The 25,229-nt window shown below is 47.1% G+C and carries 20 protein-coding genes; 7 read left to right on the plus strand and 13 right to left on the minus strand.

What is annotated here, in order from left to right; genetic code table 11:
• Window positions 1–43 precede the first annotated feature (43 nt).
• The 6 genes from QGP82_RS08675 to QGP82_RS08700 form a co-directional block, all read right to left on the minus strand.
• The gene (locus tag QGP82_RS08675) at window positions 44–949 is read right to left on the minus strand and encodes a hypothetical protein (protein ID WP_163669482.1); all 906 of its coding nucleotides are present in this window, start codon (window positions 947–949) and stop codon (window positions 44–46) included.
• Between the two features lie 260 nt (window positions 950–1,209).
• Window positions 1,210–2,034 carry a phosphonate ABC transporter, permease protein PhnE gene (gene phnE / locus QGP82_RS08680; RefSeq protein WP_163696177.1) on the minus strand — a complete coding sequence of 275 codons (825 nt, stop codon included), beginning with the start codon at window positions 2,032–2,034 and terminating at the stop codon, window positions 1,210–1,212.
• A gap of 111 nt (window positions 2,035–2,145) precedes the next feature.
• A complete protein-coding gene (gene phnD, locus QGP82_RS08685) occupies window positions 2,146–3,039 on the minus strand; it encodes a phosphate/phosphite/phosphonate ABC transporter substrate-binding protein (protein WP_163669486.1) in 894 nt (297 codons plus the stop codon).
• A 78-nt stretch (window positions 3,040–3,117) separates the two neighbouring features.
• Window positions 3,118–3,882: a phosphonate ABC transporter ATP-binding protein gene (phnC, locus tag QGP82_RS08690; protein WP_250565139.1), complete on the minus strand. Its 765-nt coding sequence runs from the start codon at window positions 3,880–3,882 to the stop codon at window positions 3,118–3,120.
• Between the two features lie 231 nt (window positions 3,883–4,113).
• Complete coding sequence (locus QGP82_RS08695) at window positions 4,114–4,962, minus strand: YwiC-like family protein (RefSeq protein ID WP_499058431.1); 849 nt, start codon at window positions 4,960–4,962, stop codon at window positions 4,114–4,116.
• Window positions 4,963–5,094: 132 nt separating this feature from the next.
• The gene (locus tag QGP82_RS08700; protein WP_250565564.1) at window positions 5,095–5,598 is read right to left on the minus strand and encodes a globin family protein; all 504 of its coding nucleotides are present in this window, start codon (window positions 5,596–5,598) and stop codon (window positions 5,095–5,097) included.
• A gap of 156 nt (window positions 5,599–5,754) precedes the next feature.
• On the opposite strand from QGP82_RS08700, the gene QGP82_RS08705 reads away from it, so the two are divergent.
• On the plus strand, window positions 5,755–8,259 hold the full coding sequence (locus QGP82_RS08705; RefSeq protein WP_499058434.1) for a VIT domain-containing protein: 2,505 nt from the start codon (window positions 5,755–5,757) through the stop codon (window positions 8,257–8,259).
• A gap of 54 nt (window positions 8,260–8,313) precedes the next feature.
• On the opposite strand, the gene QGP82_RS08710 is transcribed toward QGP82_RS08705, so the two are convergent.
• Window positions 8,314–9,207 carry a cytochrome b N-terminal domain-containing protein gene (locus QGP82_RS08710; RefSeq protein WP_490796175.1) on the minus strand — a complete coding sequence of 298 codons (894 nt, stop codon included), beginning with the start codon at window positions 9,205–9,207 and terminating at the stop codon, window positions 8,314–8,316.
• 1 nt (window position 9,208) lies between these two features.
• Window positions 9,209–9,538 carry a PadR family transcriptional regulator gene (locus tag QGP82_RS08715; protein ID WP_163669492.1) on the minus strand — a complete coding sequence of 110 codons (330 nt, stop codon included), beginning with the start codon at window positions 9,536–9,538 and terminating at the stop codon, window positions 9,209–9,211.
• Between the two features lie 676 nt (window positions 9,539–10,214).
• Between QGP82_RS08715 and QGP82_RS08720 the strand changes: the two genes are divergently transcribed.
• Window positions 10,215–12,170, plus strand: coding sequence for a S9 family peptidase (locus tag QGP82_RS08720; RefSeq protein ID WP_499058436.1), 1,956 nt, complete (start codon window positions 10,215–10,217; stop codon window positions 12,168–12,170).
• A gap of 83 nt (window positions 12,171–12,253) precedes the next feature.
• On the plus strand, window positions 12,254–12,844 hold the full coding sequence (locus tag QGP82_RS08725; RefSeq protein WP_499058438.1) for a glutathione S-transferase family protein: 591 nt from the start codon (window positions 12,254–12,256) through the stop codon (window positions 12,842–12,844).
• Between the two features lie 43 nt (window positions 12,845–12,887).
• Here the strand turns inward: QGP82_RS08725 and QGP82_RS08730 are convergent, their stop codons facing one another.
• Window positions 12,888–14,072 carry a WD40 repeat domain-containing protein gene (locus tag QGP82_RS08730; protein WP_499058441.1) on the minus strand — a complete coding sequence of 395 codons (1,185 nt, stop codon included), beginning with the start codon at window positions 14,070–14,072 and terminating at the stop codon, window positions 12,888–12,890.
• Between the two features lie 673 nt (window positions 14,073–14,745).
• Here QGP82_RS08730 and QGP82_RS08735 point away from each other — a divergent pair.
• Together QGP82_RS08735 and QGP82_RS08740 are read left to right on the plus strand one after the other, a co-directional pair.
• Window positions 14,746–17,490 (plus strand): cation-transporting P-type ATPase, encoded by a 2,745-nt coding sequence (locus QGP82_RS08735; RefSeq protein WP_499058443.1) that lies wholly within the window; start codon window positions 14,746–14,748, stop codon window positions 17,488–17,490.
• Between the two features lie 224 nt (window positions 17,491–17,714).
• The gene (locus QGP82_RS08740; RefSeq protein WP_499058445.1) at window positions 17,715–18,551 is read left to right on the plus strand and encodes a hypothetical protein; all 837 of its coding nucleotides are present in this window, start codon (window positions 17,715–17,717) and stop codon (window positions 18,549–18,551) included.
• A gap of 125 nt (window positions 18,552–18,676) precedes the next feature.
• Here the strand turns inward: QGP82_RS08740 and QGP82_RS08745 are convergent, their stop codons facing one another.
• From QGP82_RS08745 to QGP82_RS08755, 3 genes are all read right to left on the minus strand, one after another.
• On the minus strand, window positions 18,677–19,837 hold the full coding sequence (locus QGP82_RS08745) for a methyltransferase domain-containing protein (RefSeq protein ID WP_499058446.1): 1,161 nt from the start codon (window positions 19,835–19,837) through the stop codon (window positions 18,677–18,679).
• 134 nt (window positions 19,838–19,971) lie between these two features.
• Window positions 19,972–20,523 carry a competence protein ComJ gene (comJ, locus tag QGP82_RS08750; protein WP_499058448.1) on the minus strand — a complete coding sequence of 184 codons (552 nt, stop codon included), beginning with the start codon at window positions 20,521–20,523 and terminating at the stop codon, window positions 19,972–19,974.
• A gap of 338 nt (window positions 20,524–20,861) precedes the next feature.
• A complete protein-coding gene (locus QGP82_RS08755) occupies window positions 20,862–21,995 on the minus strand; it encodes a saccharopine dehydrogenase NADP-binding domain-containing protein (RefSeq protein ID WP_499058450.1) in 1,134 nt (377 codons plus the stop codon).
• A 375-nt stretch (window positions 21,996–22,370) separates the two neighbouring features.
• Between QGP82_RS08755 and QGP82_RS08760 the strand changes: the two genes are divergently transcribed.
• Window positions 22,371–23,792 (plus strand): NAD(P)/FAD-dependent oxidoreductase, encoded by a 1,422-nt coding sequence (locus QGP82_RS08760; protein WP_163664195.1) that lies wholly within the window; start codon window positions 22,371–22,373, stop codon window positions 23,790–23,792.
• 401 nt (window positions 23,793–24,193) lie between these two features.
• Here QGP82_RS08760 and QGP82_RS08765 read toward each other — a convergent pair whose 3' ends face one another.
• Window positions 24,194–24,550 (minus strand): urease accessory protein UreE, encoded by a 357-nt coding sequence (locus QGP82_RS08765; protein WP_250564923.1) that lies wholly within the window; start codon window positions 24,548–24,550, stop codon window positions 24,194–24,196.
• Window positions 24,551–24,789: 239 nt separating this feature from the next.
• On the opposite strand from QGP82_RS08765, the gene QGP82_RS08770 reads away from it, so the two are divergent.
• Window positions 24,790–25,203 carry an ArsR/SmtB family transcription factor gene (locus QGP82_RS08770; RefSeq protein ID WP_250564922.1) on the plus strand — a complete coding sequence of 138 codons (414 nt, stop codon included), beginning with the start codon at window positions 24,790–24,792 and terminating at the stop codon, window positions 25,201–25,203.
• The last annotated feature ends 26 nt before the right edge of the window (window positions 25,204–25,229 follow it).

Raw genomic sequence — 25,229 nt, forward strand, 5'->3', positions numbered from 1 at the left:
TGCACCTCGTGCCAGCCCTGCAAAGCCTACCCAGGCTAACCCATTATCTTGTCCAGACGCTGCCACCAAATCCCCCAGTTTTACGAGTGGCGCTCAATCGTCCAGCTGAGTCAATCTGCAATTCCATGTCACCGGACTGGTTAATGCGGCCCTTGGGCACATCCGACCATTCTCCAACCACACGATTTCCCTGAATTGTACCGTGGAAGACATTGGTCCAGGTTGAGCCACCATCACCACTTTCGCCGTACCACCAAAGAGTGTTACCAATCTGGTTGAGGTAATAGGTACCCCCATCATTTCCTCGCCACTGCCCAGATAGGTTTTGGGTTGTCTGAGGTGAGTCTACCTGGGGTGAGTCTGTTAACCCTTGACTAAAGCGAAAATCATCTACATTGATGTGCCCCCAACCACTAGACGATTCATCCACAATCCGAATCACGCCAGCTCTGCCAGCATAGGGGGTTAAATCCCAGGTAACGCGCTGCATAGTCTCACTATTCTGGCCAGAGGCCATTAACTGGGGCTGACCGTTGACCACCAGTTCAACACGGGTTTGAGGGCTGCTGCCACCTCCGACCAAAAAGCTTAAGGTCCCCGAGGGAATCCTAAATCTGGCTGAGGTCAATGTGCCTTGAGGCCTATCTCCCTGCACTGCTCCCGGACGTTGCCCTGGTCGTCCTTGATAGTTTTCATAACCGCCAATCCAATATTGCCCCTGGTGTTGAGAAGCTTGGCCCCGATTGCGAGCAGTCGGATTGTCGCCCAGGGTGGGCTGGTTAGCAAAGGCTGTTCCCGTTTGCTGCCAGCCCTGTAGGTTGCCCTCCTCAAAGTTGAGGGTAAATGGCAAACTTGGATTCGCCTGAACCCGCCCTTGCATAAGCAAAGAGGCGCTAGCGGTTGCAATCATCAAGCCAATGCCAAATTTACGACGCCATTGAGCGGTCATAGGTATAATCTCCTCGATTACGGTTAGGTGTGTTACGTCATTCGTCTCTAATGCTGCCTTTCCTTGAAGCTGCAATATCACTACATAAAGCAGCATCAGAAAACGTGCGTTATCCGTAACTCAGGGGAGAATGAGCCAAATTATGCAAAAGGGTAGAAATTTATAGCAGTGTTCGATTGGGATGGGTGTATTTCGATGGTGTTAGGGAGCGGGGAATAGAGAATTGGGGGTGTTTTGGGGCGTTTGCAGAACTATAGCGCTTACTCAATAAAGCCTTTGCGTAGATAATTGCTGAAGCCATCCACCAGGGTGACCATCGCTAACACCACGATCAGTAATGCTGAGACCTGTTGATACTTGAGAATACGTAAAGCGCTGATAATTTCTAACCCAATTCCACCTGCGCCAACGGCTCCTAAAACCATGGATGCTCGGAAGTTATATTCCCAGCGATAAAAGGTGACATCGGTCATCTGGGGAAAGACCTGGGGCAAAATGCTATGGACAATGACCTGGGGGGCAGTTGCACCTACGGCGCGGGCGGCTTCGACTGGGGCCTGGTCGCTAAGTTCAATAGCTTCAGCAAAGAATTTACCCACCATACCAACCGAATGTAAGCCTAAAGCCAAGGTGCCTGGGAGCTTACCAAAGCCGACTGCTGCCACTAAAATCATGCCTAAAATCAGCTCTGGGATGGCACGGGTAATATTCAAAATGGTGCGAGCACTGTGCAAGGCAATGGGATGGGGGGTAGTATTTCTGGCGGCGAGTAACCCCAGGGGTAAGGAGAGGCCAAGGGCAAGGGCAGTGCCAGCAATGCTCATGGCCAATGTGTCAAAGATCGGCTCAATCCACTGGGGAAAACGGCTAAAGTCAGGTGGCAACATCTCCCCCATCAGCTTGAAGATAGCTGGAATGCCGTCAGCCATGCGTTCGATGTTGAACAGTTCGACACTGATAAAGCTGATGATGATGAGACCGAGGAGGAGTAAGACTCGTATAGTGTGTCGGAGCCATCTGCGTTGATGTTGTCGCAGGATGCTATTGAGTGGAGAAGAGTCAGGGGGTTGACTGTTGGTGGTCATAGGGGAGAACTTCCTGTGATGGAATTGTGTTTAGAACTGTCCTCCCCTTTAGGGGAGGTGCTGCAAGCAGAGGGATTCTAACCGCTAATGCCAACACCTAACGTTAAAGACTCACTGCACAAACTCTCCTAAATCCAAGTTCAAAATATCGCCTGCCTTGCGAATGCCGTTGTAATCTTTGTCTTCCATCGCCGCAAATCCATCGGCCTTAAATGGTCCCAATACAGATTCATCATTCAGCTCCAAAAATGCTGTGCGAATGTTTTCCTTCAGGGCTGGATCTAAATCAGAGCGCATGGTCCAGGGATACTGAGGTATGGGTTCTGATTCGGCAATAATGGTTACTTTCTCAGGGTCAATAGTGCCCTCCTCTACTAAAGACTCAAAAATGGGACGGCTCAGGCCCCCTGCTTGGGCATTGCCATTCTGTACAGCCAGGGCAACGGCATCGTGGGCACCTAAGAAAACGGCCTCATAATTCTCTCCTGACTTGAGACCCGCTTCAGCCAAGGTCAACTCAGGAAATAAGCGGCTGGAGGTGGAAGCTGGATCGCCTAAAGCAACGGTTTGGCCCTCAATATCAGTAAACTCATCTACTCCAGCCGCTACATTGCCAATAATGATGGATGTATACATTGTTGAGCCACCTTTTAGGCGGGCGGCAAAGGGCTCTAGATCACTCTTGGTTTTGGCTAAAACATAGGATAGGGGACCAAAATAGGCCAGGTCTAACCGCCCATTACTGGCGGCTTCGATCATGGATGAATAGTCTGTGGTAACAACTAGCTCAATCTCTTTGTCTAGGGCTGCTTCTAAATGCTGGACCAGACCCTGGTTGTCTTGGATGATCGTAGCGGCGTCTTCGTCTGGCAATAAGGCAACAACTAATTGAGATGGATTCGCTTTCTCGGCGGTTGATGAGTTTGAACCAGTGCATCCAGCTAAGGTAATCACTCCTATTAAGCCAATACTGGTCATTCCTTGTTTCAACTTGATGCTAACCATGATGTTTTTCTCCAACAGATAACAACTTATAAATGTTTGCGATTACATGCTTGCGATCGCACCCCTCGCCAATCGCCCCTACGATACAACCGCCATTGTCTGGTCAGTATAGATTTCGTCCAACGTGTGGTGCTCTAGCACAGACGGCGGGCCATCAAATATAACGCGACCATGGGCTAAGCCAATAATGCGATCGCCATACTGTTTGGCAAAATCCACCTGATGCAAGCTCAGTAACGTGGCAATCCCATCGGTTTTACAAATGGTGCGCAGTAAAGACAGCACCTTATGGGCACTCGTTGGATCTAAGCTGGCAATCGGCTCGTCTGCCAACATGAGCTGGGGCCGTTGTGCCAAAGCACGGGCGATACCAACACGCTGTTTTTGACCGCCACTCAGAGCCTTGACCGGTGTAAGCGCCTTATTCATTAACCCCACTCGCTTCAAACAATCTACGGCAAGTCGTTGATCTGTCTGGGGTAGAGGAAATAAGCTACGCCAAAATGAATGGTAAGCCAATCGCCCCATTAGGACATTCTGTAGAGCAGAATGCCGCTCAATCAGCTGATGCTGTTGAAAAATCATACCGGTACGCTGACGATGCAACCGTAATGCTTGGGGCGTGGACAGTTCTCCCATCCCATCAACCATTACCCGTCCTTGGGTTGGGGGCGTTAAATGGTTAAGCGTTCGCAAGAGTGTTGATTTTCCAGCGCCGGACAAGCCCAGTACCACTACAAACTCACCACGATTGAGCTGTAATGATACAGATTTCAGTGCAGTGACACCGTTCCCATAGGTAACACCCACATTCTCAAGACCAACAATTGCAGCTCCTTGCATTGACACGCCCCTTCTGGCTATAACCCCATTGCTGAATTAACGATGGACCATTGCTTAATTAGCATGGACCATTGCTGAATTAGCGATGGACTTACGCCCATGTGGGTGAACCAATAGCATATAACTACAGAGGTAGGGTTGATTATTTTGCAGAGAAAAATCCCATCAGCCAGTTTTTGTAGAGGCGATTAAAGGGATGCCAGGTTCCCCTTTTCTCTTACTGAATAGATTTCACATTGATGCAGGAAGATGGGCTGGCAGGAGAGAGATCGCCGTAATCGCGAGAAAAAGAATAGATGAGAGAGTTTCCAGGCTCGCTACATACTGAATTTGAGCTGCTTTATACCAGTCTTGCCAGCCGATAACCAAACAAAATCTGAGTAACGCTATGCTAAATGCTGACGCTGTAACGGGAGCCAGCCAATTGCAATAACAAAGTGTTGCAAGCGATAGAATAGCGATCGCATGGTACACAATGCCTGGCATTAATGCTGCTGTCCGGGTTTTACGCAGCTTGACCGTGAAGATAGCACTGCCAAAAAAGCAGGTGTTTAATAGCCATAGGCCAACAATGGCAGCGGTGACAGTACCCGTTGTGGCGATATAGGCAAACGGTGCCGTCAGGCACACAGCAGCAAAGGTGAGGAGTTCATTGGCAATGGACCGGTGTTGCCGCTGGAAAACTGCGATCGCATCTAAAATTAACGTTGCGATCGCAGCCCCATATAGCCACCAAAGCATGGGGGATTTCAGCGCCAGATAAATCGCAATGCCCAAGGCAAGGCTGCCATATAGCCCACCCCAAACCAGAAAACGAGGCTTCCAACTACGCCGTCGCCGGATTTGTAACACCAGTGGATGTTCTGCCTGAAAGCCAGCAAAGGCACTGATCAGCACCAGGGTTGTCGTCCAAGTCCACTGCTGTGCTGCCGCTGCTCCCGTCAGAAATGACACCAAAAGCACGACATACACCCCATGCTCTGGCGAAAGAATTGGATGGTGCCAGGCTGGAACGTGGGAGCCAGCCTTAGGAGCTTGGGACGTATCAATAGTGGGGTTACTGGAATCAGAAAACGTCATAGCCTTATCCCCTGAAATGGTTCACTTAAAATGGCTCACTGCCCTTAAGACGAGGATAGTCTCATAAACATCAACGTAGCTGAAGGCCACGGCAGGTGCAAGCTCACTGCCCTGCCAGGGACACGATCTAAGTTAAACCGAGACTGTGTTTTTAGGATTGAGAATTTCCGCAGGATAATCCGCACCTTCTAACATAATTTCAGTAATCGCTGCATAGGCCTCCGCCCAGGCAGCTGAAATCTCGGGTGTCCAATTATCTTGCAAGATAGTCTCCATGGACTTCAGTAATGTACCACCGACCATCGGGTAGTGCTCCGGCAGTACTCCATACTTAATATGACGAGTGCCCAAACCTTGCAGTGCTGCTGTTAATACATCAGGTTTAACAAGATTCTCCACCACCAATACCAGAGAAGCAAACAACTTTTTAGGTTGCTCCTCCATATTCGTATGGGCAAACAGAGGCTTTACCTGGGGATAGTCCGAAAAGAGTGTGCTGTAGAAAAGGTCGCTAAACGCAGATTGATCTTCCTTTAGGAGAGTAAAGCTAGTCTTTAGCAAATCAGGGTTTAAGGCCATTGCAGAAACAATCTCTACTGTTGTTACCTCAACAGTCTGCCAAGATACCCTGCGCATCACCATGAGCTACCTCATATAGGGAATAGGGAAGCGATACACTGAGTCACTGAGTCACTGAGTCAATTTACTGAATCAATTTACTGAGTCCAAAACTGAGCATATTTTGCCTGTGAGCTTGCCTAATCTGGAGTCAGTTCAACTCCTGGAGGTCTTATGGTACAAACGTTACCCCAAAAAACTGCTGGCTTATACGTGCAGGACCAACCCCTGGCATTTCCGCTGAAGCATACCGATGTGAAGGCTCAAATCAGTGGCAATCTTTCCCGTGTGGAGGTGACCCACAGCTTTGAAAACCCGTTTACGACAGCCCTGGAAGCCACCTACGTTTTTCCACTACCGGATGAAGCTGCTGTGGATACGATGACAATTCGGTTGGGCGATCGCACTATCCAGGGCCGCATCGAAAAGCGCGAAGATGCCCAGGCCATCTATGAACGGGCTAAGCAAAAGGGTCAAACCGCCGGACTGCTAGAGCAGGAGCGAGCCAATATCTTTACCCAGTCCCTGGCCAATATTCTGCCAGGGGAGCCGATCGAGGTGGTGATCACCTACAGCGACCAGCTGCCCTACAAACAGGGGGCCTATGAATTTGTCTTTCCCATGGTGGTGGGGCCACGCTATATCCCTGGCAATCCCATCGCTGAGGCAGACACCACCCATGGCTCTGCAGCCGCACCGATGACCCTGAATCAAGATACGGATTTAGTCCCTGATGCCAGTCGCTTAAATGGACCAATTATTCCATCAGATATGCGGTCGGACCACGATATTCAAGTCACCGTTCAGATTGAAACTGAAACAGGGCAATGCCCATGCGATCGCACCAAGTTGCAATCCCCGTCCCACCAAATCGTGGTAGATACAACAGAAAACCTGACCCGGATTACCCTCGCCCCTGGCGATACTATCCCCAATAAGGATCTGATTTTGCGCTACCAGGTGGCTACGGAGACAACTCAAACATCTCTCCTGACTCAGTCCGATGAGCGCGGTGGCCACTTTGCGGTGTATATGATTCCGGCCCTGGCCTACGACACCGATGCCTATATTCCTAAGGATATGGTGTTTTTAATTGACACATCCGGCTCTCAGTCAGGGGCTCCCCTGGCCCAGTGTCAGGCGCTGATGCGTCGGTTTATTGAAGGACTGCATCCCCAAGATACGTTCAATATTGTTAACTTTGCCAACACGACTCAGCAGCTGTCTCAGGTACCCCTGGGAAATACGTCCCGTAACCGTCAGCAGGCGCTGAACTATGTTGATCGCCTACGGGCCGGTGGTGGGACCGAGATGTTACGGGGGCTAAAAACTGTACTCAATTTGCCTCAGCCCAATTCGGAGCGGATTCGCAATATTGTGCTGCTGACCGATGGCTATATTGGCAACGAAACCCAAATCTTTGCTGAAGTGCAGCAATCTTTGGGCCTAGCGACTCGCCTCCATAGTTTTGGGGCCGGTAGCTCAGTCAATCGCTTTCTGCTCAACCGTGTAGCAGAAATGGGCCGTGGCATTTCCCAGGTGGTCCGCCATGATGAAGGCATTGACCGCATTGTGGACAAATTCTTTGGCCAAATCAACAATCCGGTATTGGGCAATCTCTCCGCTCATTGGGAAGGCGCTGGCGAGGCACCTAGTCTTTATCCCATGGCCGTTCCTGATGTGTTTGCAGAACAACCCCTGATGCTGTTTGGTCGTAAGACGGATAAACAGCCAGGTACTCTCCACCTCTCTGGGATAGCCGCCGGGGGAAACCCGTTTAAGCAGTCTCTGGCCGTTGCCTTCGACTCAGCCGGGAATCCAGCCATTGCCCAACTGTGGGGACGCTCGCGCATCAAAGAGCTGATGAATCAAATGGTCAGTGGTGAAACCACCCATGGCGTACAGGCGGTCACCGAAACAGCCCTGGCCTATCAGCTGTTGTCGCAGTACACCGCGTTTGTGGCCGTGAGTGAAGAGAGCCGGGTTGCCCACCTCAATAATTCAATTTCGGTGAATGTGCCAGTGACTATGCCAGAAGCCGTTAGCTATGCAGGGGTATTTGGGACAGTGGCTGTAGCACAACCCATCAGAAGCCGTGCTCGCCCTGGCAGTGCTGCGCCTAAAGGTCGTCACGTTACCCTATTTAGTAAGCAGGCAGCTCCCCCACCGATGCCTGCTCCAAGCATAGACGCAGAAAGCAGCGCTGATTTAAAGGCTGATTCCAAGGCTGATTCCATGTATGAGGCGCGTTATATGTCTCCTTATATTGCTGACGATGGGGATAGTAGCGATGGGGTCGCAGATACCGTTGATAGTGCTCCAGTCAGTGCGTCAGCGGATGAAACTGTGCTTCCTGGAGCTGCTCCAGCAGAGGTCGGTGCAGGCTCCGATTCACCCCAACAGATTCAAGTTGTTAAGGCAGAAGGGCTGAACGATGCTGCCCTAAAACAGCTTAAACACCATCTTCAGCAGCTCCAGTTGGCCAATCCCCCGGCTGGTACCCTCATCTTTGAGCTGGTGATTCAACGGGGACGGGTCAAACGGGTGATGTTAGATATGGAGGCGTCAGAACTCAAAGATCCGTTTGTGGTCTCTCAGCTGCGACGCATACTGATGGCGTGGCAGTGTCCCCAAATTGTGGCTAAACCTTTACGTTTAGAGCTACGGGTGCAGCCTTAGACAGTGTTCTGCCTAACCTATGCAACCGATCTAAACCGTGCAGTTCAGCTAACCTTAGCTGGACTGCGTTTCTTTAGGTTGGCACTGTTGTTCTTGCAGAATTAGGGTTGCTAAGTGCGTAATGGAGAGGAAAATAGCTGCGATCGCAAGTACATAGCTGTGCAACATGTACATATGCTGCAGGGTAAAGCTACTGATGCCGCTACCGCCAGATAGCACATCTCGCAGTGTGGGACCCACTAGCGGCAATGACCCTAAAATATTGAGTTCAATCTTAAACCGCCAGAATCCCGTTTGCTCCCATGCCAATACAATGGCGGTCCAACTTAATGCCATAGCCGTCAGGGCCAGCAAAATACCACTAATCCAGGCTGTCAACCAGGGCAGTAGAAACTCTCGCCCCAAAAACATAACAACAATTTGAATCAGAGAAAACACAATCAGACCATTGCCCGCAACATCGTGCAAACTAAGGATTAGAGTGCCATTAGCCACGTTGTTCGCAATCATACTGAGCGAGGTGTGTGCACCTAAAGCTGTCGGCTGGTAATAAAATGCCAGCATCACACCGGTTAAGGCAGCCATGCCACAGAGTGTCAGCTCTACAATTGCTAAGAGGGTGGCAACGCGCTGAAGCCTATAGCGATAGGGTTTATGTTGTCCAACAACAACGCCCCTCTCAGGCGTTTGCCAGGTTCTCGATGGGAAATAATCTTTTATTCGATTCAGCAGCCACCTGAAAAAGATGCCGCTAGCTACATAACTGACAAAGTAAAACAGACGCCAGCGAAAGATTAACGTCGCTTGCCAGGCTGGATACTGCTCCAGTAGCCCTGGTCGAGACGACATAATTGCCCTGAGCCAGTCTTGATATTCTTGCCAATCATCAGGAAAACGGTTGATAAAATTTGCAATTTTGCCAGCTAATGCCACATCCTTATCAGCCATGTCATACCCCCTTGGGTTCCGGAATCCAATGAGCTACATTCTCTAACTGCTGGCGTTTTGCATCCAGCGCTTGCACCCCTGTGCCCGTAATTCGGTAATACTTCCGCCGAGCCCCCGTGTGCTCCTCAGGCAGTTCATCACCCCATTCAGATTTGACAAAGCCTTTCTGCTCAAGCTTTTTCAAATTGGGGTAGAGCGAGTTAAACCCAATTTGCTTACCGCCACTGTTTTCAATCGCCTCTATGATTTCTAACCCATAGCGTCGGCGCAAACGCAGCGCTGACAAAATAATTTCCTGGTTAGGAGTCAGGCTCAAATTTTGATCACCCATGGCCACCATGCTGGAATATATTATCTAATTGTAATTGTATTATCTAATTAATGGATATATATTTAAAGTGACCATTGAAGATGCAATGGATGCCATCAATACGTTTAGCTATTCTCCGTAAGATAGCTAGGCCTAATTTTTTTAGAGGTATATAAAGATTTTCAGTAGGAGCACTCAGCTCGAATTATCTCTTAGCCTCAGAAAATGCACGGAGTCATGCGAAAGTAAAGGATGTCTATCACAGTTGGTTGAAGCTTATCTCTTTCCAGGTATTTTTCCTGCATTCTATGAATATGGTTATGGAAGTTATGTCCGAAAACTGAATTTAGGCCATTGTATAACCATAGAGAGCAGACATACTGCTTCTTCATTCTATAGCCAGCTCACTATAACGAAACAGCCTCCGGTGCCTGTGGCATTGGGGGTTATTAAATGTAAGCTTGCGCCCATGGTTGATAACAACTCTGATGACAAACGTCATTTTTCACCATGACTTTCCGATATGGAAACGCGTTGATGCAGTCTGCTAAATTTCAAACGCTGTTCCACTTTTGTGGTAAATCCCATGAACCGACTGCACCTCAGCATCAGCCTGATGATAATCTCCGCTAGCCTGGTGGGAAATAGTGTTAGCAGGTCATGGGGAGCACCGATGCATTCAGGGGTAAGCATCAGGATGGCGCATTCAGCAGTTAGCGATCAGAAAACGTTACCTCCCCTGATGGATCGTGAGTTGTTTTTAGCTGATCCTGAGATCATTGGCGCTCAACTCTCTCCTGATGGCAACTTTATGGCGTTTCAAAAACAGCTAAACGGTGTCATGAACGTTTGGGTTAAAGGCATTGACGAGCCGTTTTCTGCTGCGTATCCGGTCACATCTGATACAGAGAGCCCAATATTCTTTTACTTTTGGAGTGCCGATGGTCGCTATATTCTCTACATTCAAGATAAGGGGGGGAATGAGAATTTCCATCTCCATGGGGCAGAACTCGGCACAGCCCTGGGTGAGACGCCTGTTACTAGAAATTTAACGCCGGTGGATAATGCCACGGTACAGCTCTATGGCATTCCCCAGCAGACGCCCAATGAAATTGTTATTGGGCTTAACGACCGCGATCCAAAGTTTTACGATGTTTATCGTCTCAACTTGACGACAGGAGAGCGTTCGTTAATTATCCAAAATGACGAGACTATTGCTGATTGGACTGTTGACCAGAGGGGGACTGTGCGGTTGGCCCATCGTCAATCTTTAGCAGGGGGTAACGAACTTCTCAAGGTTGAGAATGGCAATTTTCAACCCATTTATAGGTGTGCATTGGAGGAAACCTGTGCTCCAGTGCAATTTCATCCTAACGGTCAGCAGATATATCTGAAAACCAATCGAGATACAGATTTGACTCAATTAGAACTGCTTGATTTGGAGACGGGGCAAAGTCGATTGGTGGAGACTGATCCGGAAAATCAGGTGGATTTTGAGGGGGCGTTATTTTCCAATGTGACCCATGAGTTGATTGCCACCTACTATGTGGGCGATCGCCGTCGCATTTATGCAAAAGATGAGACCTGGGCGACTGATTTTGCTTTTCTTCAACAGCAGCTCCCCGGTGTGACGCTCTCTCTTGATTCTGTGACGCGAGACGACCAACTGGCCCTCGTTGGGGTGCAAAGTGATGTTAATCCTGGTGCGATGTATCTCTATGATCGCCGCACCCAAACCCTTGAAAAACTCTATGATGCTTGGCCAGAGCTACCGAGTGAATATCTGGCGACTGTAGACCCTATTCGTTACCTTGCCCGCGATGGCGTCGAGATTCCGGCCTATCTGACGCTCCCCCAAGGGATCACCCCAGAAAATCTGCCTGTGATTGTTTTTCCCCATGGTGGCCCCTGGGGCAGGGATACCTGGGGGTATAGTCCCTTGGGGCAGTTTTTTGCTAACCGTGGCTATGCTGTACTACAGCCTAATTTTCGGGGGTCAGCTGGCTATGGCAAGGCGTTTCTCAATGCGGGTAATCAGGCCTGGGGCAAAGGGGTGATGCAGCACGATGTCACCGATGGAGTACAGTACCTGATTGACCAAGGTATTGCTGATCCAGAACGTATCGGCATTACAGGGTTCTCCTATGGGGGGTATGCGACCCTGGCCGGACTAGCCTTTACACCTGAGCTTTATGCGGCTGGGGCTTCTCTGTCGGGTCCCTCAAACTTGATTACCTTGATGCAGGAAATACTACCCTACTGGGTGCCGATTCGGGATAGCTTAAGCTTACGGGTTGGCAATCCGGATGATCCTCGCGATCGCAACCGTCTCATGGCCCAATCCCCGTTATTTGCAGCCGATCAAATTCAGGCACCGCTATTGGTTGTGCAAGGTGCTAACGATCCACGGGTTCCCAAAGCTGAGTCGGATCAAATTGTTGCTGCGTTGCGAGAGCGTAACCGCCCGGTGGAATATTTGGTGGCCCTGGATGAAGGCCATGGCTTTCGTCAAGAAGATAATATATTTGCCACGACCGCTGCCCTGGAGCGCTTTTTTGCCAACCATCTTGGTGGACGCTATCAGGCAGAACTTTCTCCAGAATTACAAGCTCAGCTGGAGATTTTGACGGTGGATATTGAAATAGTGCAGTGATGTGAGTTCTTGGTTTTTGGTTTTTGGTTCTTGGTGGCCGAGCTTTTGTGTACAGACATTCTTGAATAGATGATGGGAGCAGTATGATCAAGCTTTATCACAATCCGATGACGCGCTCTTTGCGGGTGCTGTGGCTGTTGGAAGAACTTGGGTTGAGCTATGTGTTGGAACCGGTGGAGCTGAAGCTACCCGAGGACGGTAAGATTTTTGCCCAGGACACCCCAACCGGACGATTTCCCACCCTGGAAGATGGTGCCATTACCATGGGTGAGTCAGGGGCGATTATTGAGTATTTACTTGAATGCTACGGTGGCGGTCATCTCGCTCCTACCAAAGGGGCTCCTCTACGGGCTAACTTTTTGCAGTGGATGCATTTTCCAGAAGGTACCCTGAATCCCTATATCAATGCTATTCGTCGGTTTGAAAAGACTGCACCAACTGTTGTAGCTGCCATGAAAGAGGAATTGGATATTGCGATCGCATGTGTTGATCATGAGCTAGTTAACCAGTCCTATATTGTTGGTGATTCATTTACAGGGGCCGATATTATGGTGTCCGTCAGTTTACTGGCCATCAACATGCTCGGTCTGTTATCCGACCAACACAGCAATATTGCGGCCTATTTAGAACGATTAAGACCAAGACCGGCTCTCATCAGAGCGATGCAGCGTTAAGCCTCGTAGGGGCTATGTCTTTTATTAGCTCAATGCATGTCGCTTAATTGTCTACACGGGCTTCATATAAATCAGTACGAGAGACGTTATTAGGAGAAACCGTAATGGTGTCTCCATGCGGTGATATCCCCCCAAAACTACCAGGCAATACAGCAAGCTCTTCGCCGTTAAGACTATATATATGGGTATAGATTGTTGGGTAAGGAGATGAATCGGTGAGTTGAGAAGTGGATGTGATAACACTGTTGTACTCAGGCCAAAACTGTCTAAATTCGCCAGTATAAGTCGCGATTTCAGTTCCATCTAATGTGTACAGAGTTGTTGTTTGCACGTCATGGTTAGTTATGACCACCCCTGCTCCATTCGGTGTAAACTCTCTGAATAGGCCGGGTAGAACCGCTACCTCAGCATTGTTGAGAGTGTATATTCGAGTTTCGGCACTCTCAAATGATCGCGTTATGATTCGCTGATTATTAGGAGTCAATGTAGGAAAGGTACCTACATATGATGCTATTTCTTTGCAATCAAGACCAAGCAAACGAGAGGTGTTTACTTCTGTAGAAGAAATGAAAATTCCCTGACCGTCAGGTAGAGCCCCAGTACCATGCCCTGAATATGTTGCTAATTCCACTCCGTCATAGCGAAACAGGCGTGTTTGTCCATTTCCGAAAACAAGGACTTGTTGTCCACCTGGCATTGCTTGCCAGCCTTCAATGTCACCTGGGAAAGAAGCGATTTCTTGTCCATCCATGTCGTATAGATAATATCGACCTTCAGTTTTGGAATAGGTGACTAAATCTTGCTGTGTTAGAGATTCGCCGAAGTAGCGCCCTCTCAATGTGGCAATTTCATGGCCTTCAAAGGTGACCAAACGGGAAATGTCGTTGGGGATATCATGGATTACGAGCAGTTGCTCATTAGGGACAAACGTGGTGGTGGCCCCTTGAAGCTGAGCAATCTCTACTCCATTCAGAGTCATTAATCGAGTGGTGTAGTCTACATCTGAAGATGCCCTCAAACTTCCTGGTGACATCAATGCCATGATTTGTCCCTCAGGAGCAAACCCGATACTGGTGTCTGTAAAGGCCATCCGCTCTGTGCCATCTAGGTTGAATATGCGAGTCTGGTTGCTATCAAAGTCATAGGTGACTAGACCTTGGCCATCGGGAGTAAATCTCTCAAATCTACCGGGGAACCTCGCCCCTTCTTCAACAACTAGGGACGTCATCTGAGTGTTTTGCTTTCCTCTATTTGCTAGGGGGGAGGGAAGCAAAGGATCATTTGTGAGTGCCACCACCGACCTGTTTATGCATCCTTGCAAAACAAATACCAGTGTAAATATCGCTAATCTTCGAAAGCCTAAAACCTGCATTGCAAAAAATCACACCGTCAGAATTAAGATAGCAAAGCAATAAGTATTAGGACGATGCCTGTCCAAGTGTTAATGCGTATCGTGCGTCGGGGTGATTGGAAACTATTATGAGATATCGAGACAGTTGTTTATACCCGTCATCCGTCAGTTTATTCTAAAGTACACAACAGAAACCACATTTGTTCAGCGCTAGTGATGAACTTTTGTCAATGCATAACTCCTATATTTAAATTAATCTTAATAGATTTGAGTGTATCAAAGACTAAAGACTATAGATTTTTATCTATAACAACATGTTGTTGTCATTAAAAAACTCTAATGCAGATGCTAATCAATCACACATCCATTAGCAAGCTATTAAGCCTAAAAATCCCTATTATTACGATGTACATCTTCTATGTGTGATCGTAAACATCAAGATTCTGTTTTGCTAGCATCAACCCATGCGGGTGTAGGCAGATGAGAGTATCCTTATTTTGCCTTGTTAGCATCAGCTCATAGAGAATCTTCGGGTAAATCTTTAAACGTTATGGTGCAATCTCAGCTGAAATCTCGTTCCAGTCATGAACTTTCTGTTCATGAGGCCATCAAGCGATTGGATAGTGACCTGACTCAGGGGTTGACAGCAGAAGAGGTTGCCAGGCGCTACGAGATTTATGGTTGGAATGAGCTGCCTGTTAAACCAGGAAAACCGGCCTGGTTGAGATTTCTCCTACAGTTTCATCAACCACTCCTCTATATTCTGTTGATTGCAGGCGCAGTTAAAGCATCTTTAGGGTCTTGGACTAACGCCGCCGTTATTTGGGGCGTAACCGTCCTTAATGCCATCATTGGCTATATTCAAGAAGCTAAAGCAGAAGGGGCAATTGCCTCCTTGGCAAAGGCTGTGACCACAGAAGCAACGGTTATCCGAGAGGGCCAAATGTTGCAAGTGCCATCTCAGGATTTGGTGCCCGGAGACATCGTTTTGCTGACATCAGGAGATAAAGTTCCGGCAGACTTAAGATTGCTCAAGACGCGTAATCTACAGGTGGATGAGTCAGCTCTCACAGGGGAGTCTGTCCCCGTGAGCAAAGCTATTCAGCCGTTAGGGGATAATACACTGTTGGCAGAACGGATAAATATGGCCTACGCTGGCAGTTTTGTTACCTTTGGTCAGGGTACAGGCATTGTTGTTGCCACAGCAGATGCGACCGAGGTTGGCAAAATTTCCCAATCCATGGAGCAGCGGGTCAACCTGAGTACGCCCCTAACGCGAAAATTTGCAAAATTTAGTCGTCTGTTGCTCTATGGCATTTTGACCCTGGCAACCCTGACGTTTGCCATTGGTCTGGGGCAAGGAGAGTCCTGGGAATATATGTTTGAAGCGGCGGTGGCCCTAGCGGTGAGTGCGATTCCGGAGGGCTTGCCCGCAGTAGTAACCATTACCCTGGCCATTGGTGTAAACCGCATGGCTCGCCGTCATGCCATTATCCGTAAGCTGCCCGCTGTTGAAGCCCTGGGTGGAGCAACGGTGATTTGTTCTGATAAGACCGGCACGCTGACAGAAAATCAGATGACGGTCCAGTCAATTTATGCTGGTAAGTTTTATCAGGTGACTGGCACAGGCTACAGTCCCAAGGGGGACATTACCATAGAGACTGATCATGGTACGGTCAGCCCGTTTGAGACTGGCGTGCCAGTTGCCTTAGAAAGCTGTCTCACGGCTGGTGTGCTTTGTAATGATGCACGTTTACAGCAAATGAAAGATGACACCTGGTCAGTGGTGGGGGATCCCACTGAGGGGGCATTGGTCACAGCTGCAGCTAAAGCCGAATTGAGTCAATCTGGGTTAGCGGCCATAAAACCTCGGTTAGATTCAATTCCGTTTGAGTCTCAGTATCAGTACATGGCAACGCTACACGATGCCCATCCCCGAGTTATTTATGTCAAAGGCTCAGTCGAGGCTATTCTTGCTCGCTGTTCCTACATGATGGACGCCTATGGCCACAGGATTCAACTGTCATTATCCGAAATTGAGCAAGCGGTAGATTCCATGGCAGAACATGGGTTACGGGTGTTGGCATTTGCCCAAAAAGAGGTTGGTGAACATCACCATGCCATCGATCATGACGACATCGATACAGGGTTAGTTTTTCTAGGGTTACAGGGCATGATTGATCCGCCCCGACCAGAGGCGATTGCAGCTATTCATGCCTGCCGTTCCGCTGGCATTCAGGTCAAGATGATTACTGGCGATCATATTGCCACGGCCCGTGTGATTTCTCAACGCATGGGTATTCAGAAATCTAAGCAGGTGATTGCCTATGAGGGGCAACAACTGGCTGCCATGGACGATGGCCAGCTGACCCAAGCGGTTGATGACGGTGATGTTTTTGCGAGGGTTGCGCCAACTCAAAAATTGCGGCTGGTGGAAGCGCTACAGCGTAAGGGGGAAATCATCGCTATGACGGGTGATGGTGTCAATGATGCCCCAGCATTAAAGCAAGCGGATATTGGCACTGCCATGGGCAAGGGAGGTACAGAAGTGGCCCGAGAAGCCGCTGATATGTTGCTGACTGACGACAATTTTGCCTCAATTGAAGCGGCTGTGGAAGAAGGTCGCACGGTTTATCAAAACCTGAGAAAAGCGATCGCATTTCTCCTACCCGTCAATGGCGGTGAATCCATGACCATTTTGATTAGTGCCTTACTGGCCAGGGATTTACCTATTCTTTCGCTTCAGGTGCTGTGGCTGAATATGATCAATTCCCTCACCATGACCGTGCCCCTGGCCTTTGAGCCAAAGTCTAACGGGTTGATGCAGCAACCGCCTCGCAATCCCAAGGAACCGTTGCTAACCAAAAAATTATTACGACGAATTTTAACCGTTTCGTTGTTTAATTGGATTTTAATTTTTGGTATTTTCGAGTGGGCAAAAGCAACGACGGGTGATATCGCGGTGGCCCGAACAATGGCGATTCAATCTTTAGTTGCCGCTCGGATTATCTATCTATTGAGCATTAGCCAACTGGGGGTGAGTCTGTTCAACTACATTAGTCGTCGCTCTAATTCGGTAACCAATGCACCGATCTTGCTCGTAGGCATTATTGGAGCTGTTGCACTACAGCTAGTCTTTAGCCAGGTGCCTCTGATGAATATACTCTTCGAAACAGCACCGTTGACCTGGAACCAGTGGCTCATTTGTTTGTTACCCATGATTCCTATGATTCCTGTTGCTATCTTGAGCAACGTCATTGACCCACACCATAGCAAAGCTATCAATCATCGATGACTCCTCCACACCCATAGCTAAGGCGCTTGCGCTTAAATAGTCACCCCATTACCCCATCACTCATCCACCCATCTACAGCCCCAACCTGGGTCTTTATTTTTGTTCAGCCCCTTAAGGACTATTAATGGCGTTAATGGCCTCACAGGTTTCTCAGATTATTTAATTAAGTTGAGCATTAGGCAGCATCTGGTAGCTGTCTATGCTCATATCTGAGAGGGATTGCCATGGGTAAGCATACACATAAGATTACGTTACCTATCAGGTATCCCCTCAAGCTTGCCTACATCCTTTCCCTGATCATTGCGCTGGTGGTGGCAATAACCTCCATCACGGGCGTACTCTACGGTACGGTTGTCTATCCAGCCGATGACCTGTTTCAGGCATTTATGCCCAATGATGTGATTAATCTTTGTCTCGGTATACCGATATTACTGGGCTCAATGTGGCTCACCCGACAGGGCCAGTTGGTCGGTCTATTATTTTGGCCAGGTGCGATTTTCTTCGTACTTTACAACTATATTGCGTATATTTTTGCCCTTCCTTTCAACATCATATTCCTGCCCTGTTTGATATTGGTTGTGTTGAGCGCTGGTACGCTGGGCTACCTGGTTGCAAGTATTGATGGACCAACTGTTAAACAACAGCTGGTCGGCGTTGTACCGGAAAGGGTCAGTGGCTCTACCTTAGTGGGTTTTGGGTTGTTGTTTTTCTTGCGAGTGATTGGGGTTATGGTAAATGCTCTCGTTAGCCAAACTCCAATTGCTACAGCAGAATTTTCAGTGTTAATCGCTGATTTTATTATTACTCCAGCTTGGATTATCGGTGGTATTTCGCTGTGGCGGCGTCAGACACTGGGCTATATGACAGGACTGGGACTGCTCTTCCAGGCAAGTCTGCTATTCATTGCCTTGCTTATGGTGATGTGCTTGCAGCCTCTCTTAACAGCAGCTTCTTTGAATGTGACTGATATTGTCGTTGTCGCCACCATGGGTACAGTTTGCTTTATTCCCTTTATTCTTTTTACCCGTGGTATTATCTCACGTCATTACTCGCAGGTTTAGACCCTTTGTTTACAAGTACAGCAATAATAACGCACATAAGTATGTCCTTCCTTCCTTATGCCTGCTGTTGTTCTTTTTCTCTAAAAATTATATCCTTTAGCCAGTGTAATCGATAATTCCCCCCTTTATCGTATACTGATTACCTGATCGAAAAAAGATCGTCTTATCAAAGAAATGTAATTATTATTTCTTTTTTTCTGAGATATTGGGACAAAAGAAATATTATAGTCACCCATGGAAGGCATTTTCATGCTCTTCCATTCCCTATAAATGCTTTTCAATGCATTGTATAAACCCATGTCCCCAGACAAGAAAGTGCATTTATTGCTTGGACTGATAAAAACAATTCCGCTGGAATTATCGTATAGACCGTATCCAGGTGGTTTACATTTAAAAAATGCGCGCAAGTCTTTTATTGATAAAAAATAGTAAAAATCTTTGGGGAAAGAAGCCCATACCAACGATTTGGATGAGTGGAGCTCTTCTAGGTCATCAAACAGAGGGAGCCTTTCCATCTGCGTAAGTACCGGTTGTATGTCTGGGCGACAAGGCCAAATCTTTACTTTACTATCAACGGTATCAATAGGCATAAAGCCTGAAATACCCACTATTGATCCGGTTATCAGGTTTTCTTCACTCTTGTTGACTTTAAGCAAAGGTGTCCACCCTGCATGGTGAAGCGGGAATAGGATTAGCCCTACTGTATCAAGCTGATCTATCCAGTAGGGGGATAAATCCATGCAACCAACAGTTGCTATAATCCTATCGTACGGGGCTTTTGGTGAGAATCCCTTCAAACCGTCGCAGCACACTACTCCTATCTCTGAATATCCAGCTTTTTTCAATAGCCGATGGGTTTGCTCAACTACATCAGCCTGGATATCCAGAGAGGTTACAAGACTTTGAGCACCTACTATCTCAGCCAATAAAGCAGCGTTGTATCCTATTCCTAAACCAATTTCTAAGATATTTAACCCTGGTCGTAGCTCAAGCTCCTCTAGCATTCGGGCCATCAGTGATGGTTCAGATGATGAGCTTGATGCGGCAGTTTGCTTAAAACGAGTAACAAGAGAGCTATCAGAGTAAATAGTTCTCCATATCTCCTGCTCCATTTTGTCGCTTACAATGACTAGTTCTTGCTTGTTAGCCCTAGAAAGTTGAAAGCTCTCTAGCAATAAATGCCTTTGAACAGATCGAAATGCGGCTTCGATAGCTATAGTTTTTATAGCACCTTTAGTAATCAAGTCTTCGATTAGACCTTCGACGTAACTTGAGATTGAAGTCATTTCTATCCAAGTATTGGGTGGGTTTGAACTGATTTAACATACTCGATGAATGTTGCCTCGGTTTAATGCCGAATAAATACAACCGTTGGTAGTGAGGTGAGATTATCTCAGTCAACTACCTAATAAAGTTTGTCCTATAGTAAATTATCAAACATAATTAAGGTTTCAGGAACCAAAGACTCAAGAGAAATCAATCCCTTTTCAACTTGTTTGCGAAATTCCCTAGGAATATGCCAGGGTGTAAATCGCAAGAGTTTTGGCTCTACTCTTTCAGCAGTTGGGGTAAATGTCAGTGTGCACAGCTCAGGTGGTTCTAAAAAGTCTTTATCTGCTTGCTGCGGCCTAAAGTTGGAATACTTCTCAGTTGTAAAGATTTCATCTTTGGTTAATAGCCTGAGTTCAAATAAGAGTTGGTATTGTCCAGTGGGTATATCTAGTCTAGTGACATCGAAATTTCCAGTTATTTCAATATAGCCATCCCCAGGTACGTTAAAAGGAACAAGAATAGCCCGAGTGGTCTCAGGCTGTATCTCTAACTTCTGGGAATGGTAAACCGTCAGCCAGCTGTCACCATTGGCAAGGTCAAAGGTCACACAATTTGGGTACCAGGCAAACCCTTGAACATCCCGTGCATGATAGCCTTCGTTTGGCATATCACCATAAGGACCTGATGGATGAACCACCATAACATGTCTGGTATGTGCTGCATAAAAAAACTTATCCTCAATTAGTTGCATGATGCAGTGACTCTATATGTAGGTCCTATCATTGCCAATGCCATTAATGACAATGATACTACTCATTACTAAGAGAGGTGAGCAGTATCATTGCCTTGCTACAGGTTCGGGTGACAAAGCACCAACTCAATTAATTGTTCTTTAAGTTTATAAAACAGAATCGCTATCACACTACAGGTTGTCGGTGACCTGCCACCTCAACAAATGAAGTGGCCGCTTAATCAAGTAAACAGCATAGACATAAAGAGCTGAGCAACGTTTACCTGGTTGCCAATAGCAAGAATATATTAATTGCTCAAGTCAGTATCTCTATAGCTGATGCATATTTGCAGCCTAGTGTTCATCTTTTCCATATCATTCAATAATCTACCAGGGTCCACAAGGTGTCCCATCATCCACAGGCCTGTTTTACGGATCGAACCGTCAAGATATTGATGCAAACAGGCAATTACTGGAATTACCGTAAACTCATAGGCACTGTCATGTTCAGAAATAATATCAATTTGTTGAAGGTGTCCGTCCTTTTTGCCTTCAGCTTTTAGCAAAAAAACAACGCCCTCTGTGGGATGGGAAAATGTATTAATTCCAAAGGCTAGTATCTTTGCCCAAAACCCCCTAAGAAACCCTTTCTTGATCTCTTGTGAAAACATGATCAGTGGAAAGATCAGGTAGTCTGTAAACCAATTAAATCCTGTTGTATAAATCCCCGTTTCCTGTAACCCTAGACTTTCTGGCAATGATTTGATTTCCACCATATCGATGGGCATGCTGCTTCGCACACCAAACTTAGGCCCATAATCAATATTGATAGCATCTTGATAGGTGCCAATTTTCCATTGACCATTTTGATAAAATTCAGGTCGATAATCGGCTACCATATCTACTAACTCATAGAGAGACTCAGAATTGTCAAGCCGAGTATTCATCACAAAAGCGACAATCGCTTTGTCATACTGATCAAAATAGTCAGCCCCATGGCGAATAACGGTGGCTGGTAGTCCAGGATGAAAGCCTGCCTGGGTAATAAAGCAGCATCCAGCCGCCGTTATCTGGTGTTGCAGAGTTTCTAATACAGGGTATACGGTCTGCTGAAAATAGATATCTAAATAGTCAGTATGGGTTGCAATAGCTGCTTCTGCAATCTGCTTTGCCCATGGTGTGGTAGTAGCGGCCACCAGCAGAAGATCAATATCATGGAGAGCACTATGCAGACTCGCTACATCAGATGCATCGACATAGCGAGCCGCAATTCGTTGGGGTGAAAATTCTTTTTTTAATTGACTGACAAATTCTGTGGCTTTTTTGAGCCTCCTACCTGCGACGATAATGTTGACGTGGGTTTCTTGGAGGAGATGGCGACAAAACAGTTTTCCTGTTCTCCCATATCCTCCCAGAATTAATATGGTTAGATTATTTTTCATGATCGGCCTCAGTCCCAAGCCCAGGACCTATGCTAACCATCCTACTTTGGCTACTTGCATACGGCACAGTCAAACCGTATCTAGCAGCTTTTTATTTATCTCAAGTATTTCAATAGATGGGCTGAATTCGGCTAACAACAAAGCTTATATGTATCACAAAAGCTAGCTATTTATTGCATCAAGCTATGTTTTCAATAAGTGCAAGCTTTTTTTTAACTTTTCTATTATTATGAGCATATAACTAATCAGTAATTAAGGTCAGAACTTCTTTACCCTGTAGTATCTCGTCCCTTGCTCAGTGAATTTGTGCGGTGGTTGAGGGCAAGCTGTGCAGTTAGTTGAGCCAACTTTGAAGATAGAGGATTGAATTTAGCTATGGCAAATGTTGTTGTCATTGGGGCAGGTCTAGCTGGACTGCCTGCAGCCTATGAGTTACGTCACTTACTTCCCCACAAACATACAGTGACGTTAATCTCTAATGAGCCTAAGTTTACGTTTATCCCAGGCCTGATTCCGGTCGCCCTAAACTTGAAGCCGCTAGAGCATGTTCAGCTTGATCTTGCTCGTTTAGCAAAACGTCATCGCTTAAATTGGGTGCCTGGTAAGGTGACAGATCTTAATCCGCAAACGCAGACTGTTACCGTCGAAGACAACCTTGTTGTTCCGTATGACTACCTTGCGATCGCAACCGGGTCATCCCTGGCCTTTGATCAAATTCCTGGGCTAGGTCCCCATGATGGCTATACCCAGTCTGTGTGTACTCCAGATCATGCTATGGGCGCACGTCAGGCCTGGCTTGATTTTCTCAAAGATCCTGGCCCCCTGGTGGTTGGAGCCGCACCTGGTGCAGGCTGTTTTGGCCCAGCTTATGAGTTTGCCCTCATGGCTGACCATGAATTGCGTCGTCATGGATTACGGGAACAAGTCTCCATCACCTATGTCACGCCAGAGCCATACGTCGGACATTTAGGGGTCTCTAATGTGAAACATGCCAGAGAGTTGACAGCAGACCTGATGCAAAAACGTGGCATTAACTGTCTTGAGAATACTGCCATCACAGCCGTAGATAACAGGCACATAACCGTGGCCAGCGGTCGTCAGCTACCTTTCAAATACGCCATGGTTTTACCGGCTTTTTACGGGTCTAATTTCATTAAAACGGTGCCGGGTCTGGGCGATGAAAAAGGCTTTATTCCCATCTTGCCAACCCAGCGCCATCCTGACTTTCCCTCGATCTATGCGGCGGGGGTCAGTGTTAAATTACGGCAGCCCGATCAAACCCAAATACCCATTGGATTACCCAAAAGTGGTCAAATGGCAGAAGCTATGGCGACAGCCGTAGCCCACAATATTGCCGTTGACCTTGGCGCTATTCAATCTTCCCACCAGGTTCCTACCTTAGAAGCTCTCTGCTTTGCTGAATTTGGCGATACTGGCATTGCCTATATTGCTGCCCCCGTCCTACCTGATCCTAAGACTGGTAAACGAAAATATTCCTATGCTGTACGTGGCCCCTGGATCGTCTGGGTCAAGGCTGCATTCGAAGCCTATTTTATGGCCAAAATCCGTACTGGAACGGGTATGCCCTGGTTTGAGAGGCTAGGCCTACGCGGACTATTTGGGCTCAAAATGCTTAAGCCTCTTCCAATCGCTTCTACACCTGATTTAGGAGAAGAGATTCATGCTCGTCGCAGTTTCCAGCATCATACTCCTCAACAACATACTGACTCAGATGTTGTTGAGGAGTGTAGTGATAATCTGCATCATCACGTGTCATCCAACAATCGTCTCGGTTGAGACACCTCCGTTGGCCAAAAAGGTTGTGATGATCAAACAGCACATCTATCAATGATAGAAATATAAGCGATCGCTCCTGCGATCGCTTATATTCACCTAGGGGTTGTTAAAAATTAAGCTCGTGGTTTTAGCTAGGGAAATAGCTTGGGCGACTGGTTGGGTGTGAAAGATGTTGCTTGGGGTCCATCCGAGTTCCCTTTCCGGAAGTAATCCAGTTATCTCAACTAGGCCAACTGGGCTTCCCCATGGTTAGGGCCGGAACGCCGCCCTAAAAACCAACGTATTGATTTCTGCGGAAGATTTAGAGTGTGAAACTCAAATCATGAGGTTATTGCTTAACGGATCCTTATTATTGAGTTAAGCCTTGAATAATTATTGAGTTAAGCCTTGAATAGCTTAGGTTACTGTAAATCAGCGATCAATTTAGACAGACGTGTCATGATTGCCGAGATATCATCAGGTGTTGCATTCTCCATTCCCATTGCGATCAGAAAAATGCCTAGTTGAACAGCATCCTCTAGTTCAAGGATCATTCCTAGTTCTTTAGTCTCTTCTAAAACTGCAGCCAGGCGGCTGGGCTGATTTACATCAAAGTCCACATGTACCGTTGAGGGGCTTTCCTGCTCATGCCCTGGAATTTTTTCGAGTCGAGAGATTTTATTTGCATTAACGGTCACACTGGTGACATTGCTAATGACTGTGATATCACCAGTCTTAAGGGGCTGAACAAGTAGTTGTTTGGCATTCATTTGAGTCATGACCTTGGATTACTACTGTTTAGAGAAGGCTTTGTTGATTAGCTGATTATATCACTGTCTAGTTATATTTTAGACAAAGGGTACACTTCGTTATCAAAGCCATGAGTTCATTAGTTCGTACGCTTCTTCAAAAGTAAAGTTTTGTGTTTAAAGTGCACTATTAAAAGTGAGTTGAATCAATTGTTAACTACTATCTGGCAATATAATGGAATAACCTGTCTAGATTCACCCCTCCTTCGATGCCAAAAAAAGCAGCTCTTTCTAAGAAAAACTTGTCTAATGTCGCTCAATTAGCCGATTGCGGAGTGGCTAAACTGTCGCCTGCAGCACTGGGTTTAATGGCGGATTTCTTTAAGATGTTATCTGAATCTAGTCGACTACAAATCGTGTGTGCTTTAAAGGCCGAGCCTAAGAATGTTACCGAGATTATTGCAATTACCGGTTTAGGGCAAGCTAATGTCTCTAAGCACCTGAAAATGTTGGCTCAGGCTGGGATTGTTTCCCGTCAGGCTCGGGGAGTTTGTGCCTACTATCAAATTTCAAATCCATTTATCTTTGAACTTTGTGAGCTGGTTTGTGATGCGCTTTCAATTCAAATTGATCATCAAAACGAACAGTTCGAAGCACTGGGTGTAATGTTGCAAGATGTTTGAACCCGATGGGGTTTGAGCCTGTGGCT

Origin of the sequence: Leptothoe sp. LEGE 181152 (assembly GCF_032906605.1) — a bacterium.
Classification (GTDB): Bacteria; Cyanobacteriota; Cyanobacteriia; order Phormidesmidales; family Phormidesmidaceae; genus Leptothoe; species Leptothoe turfae.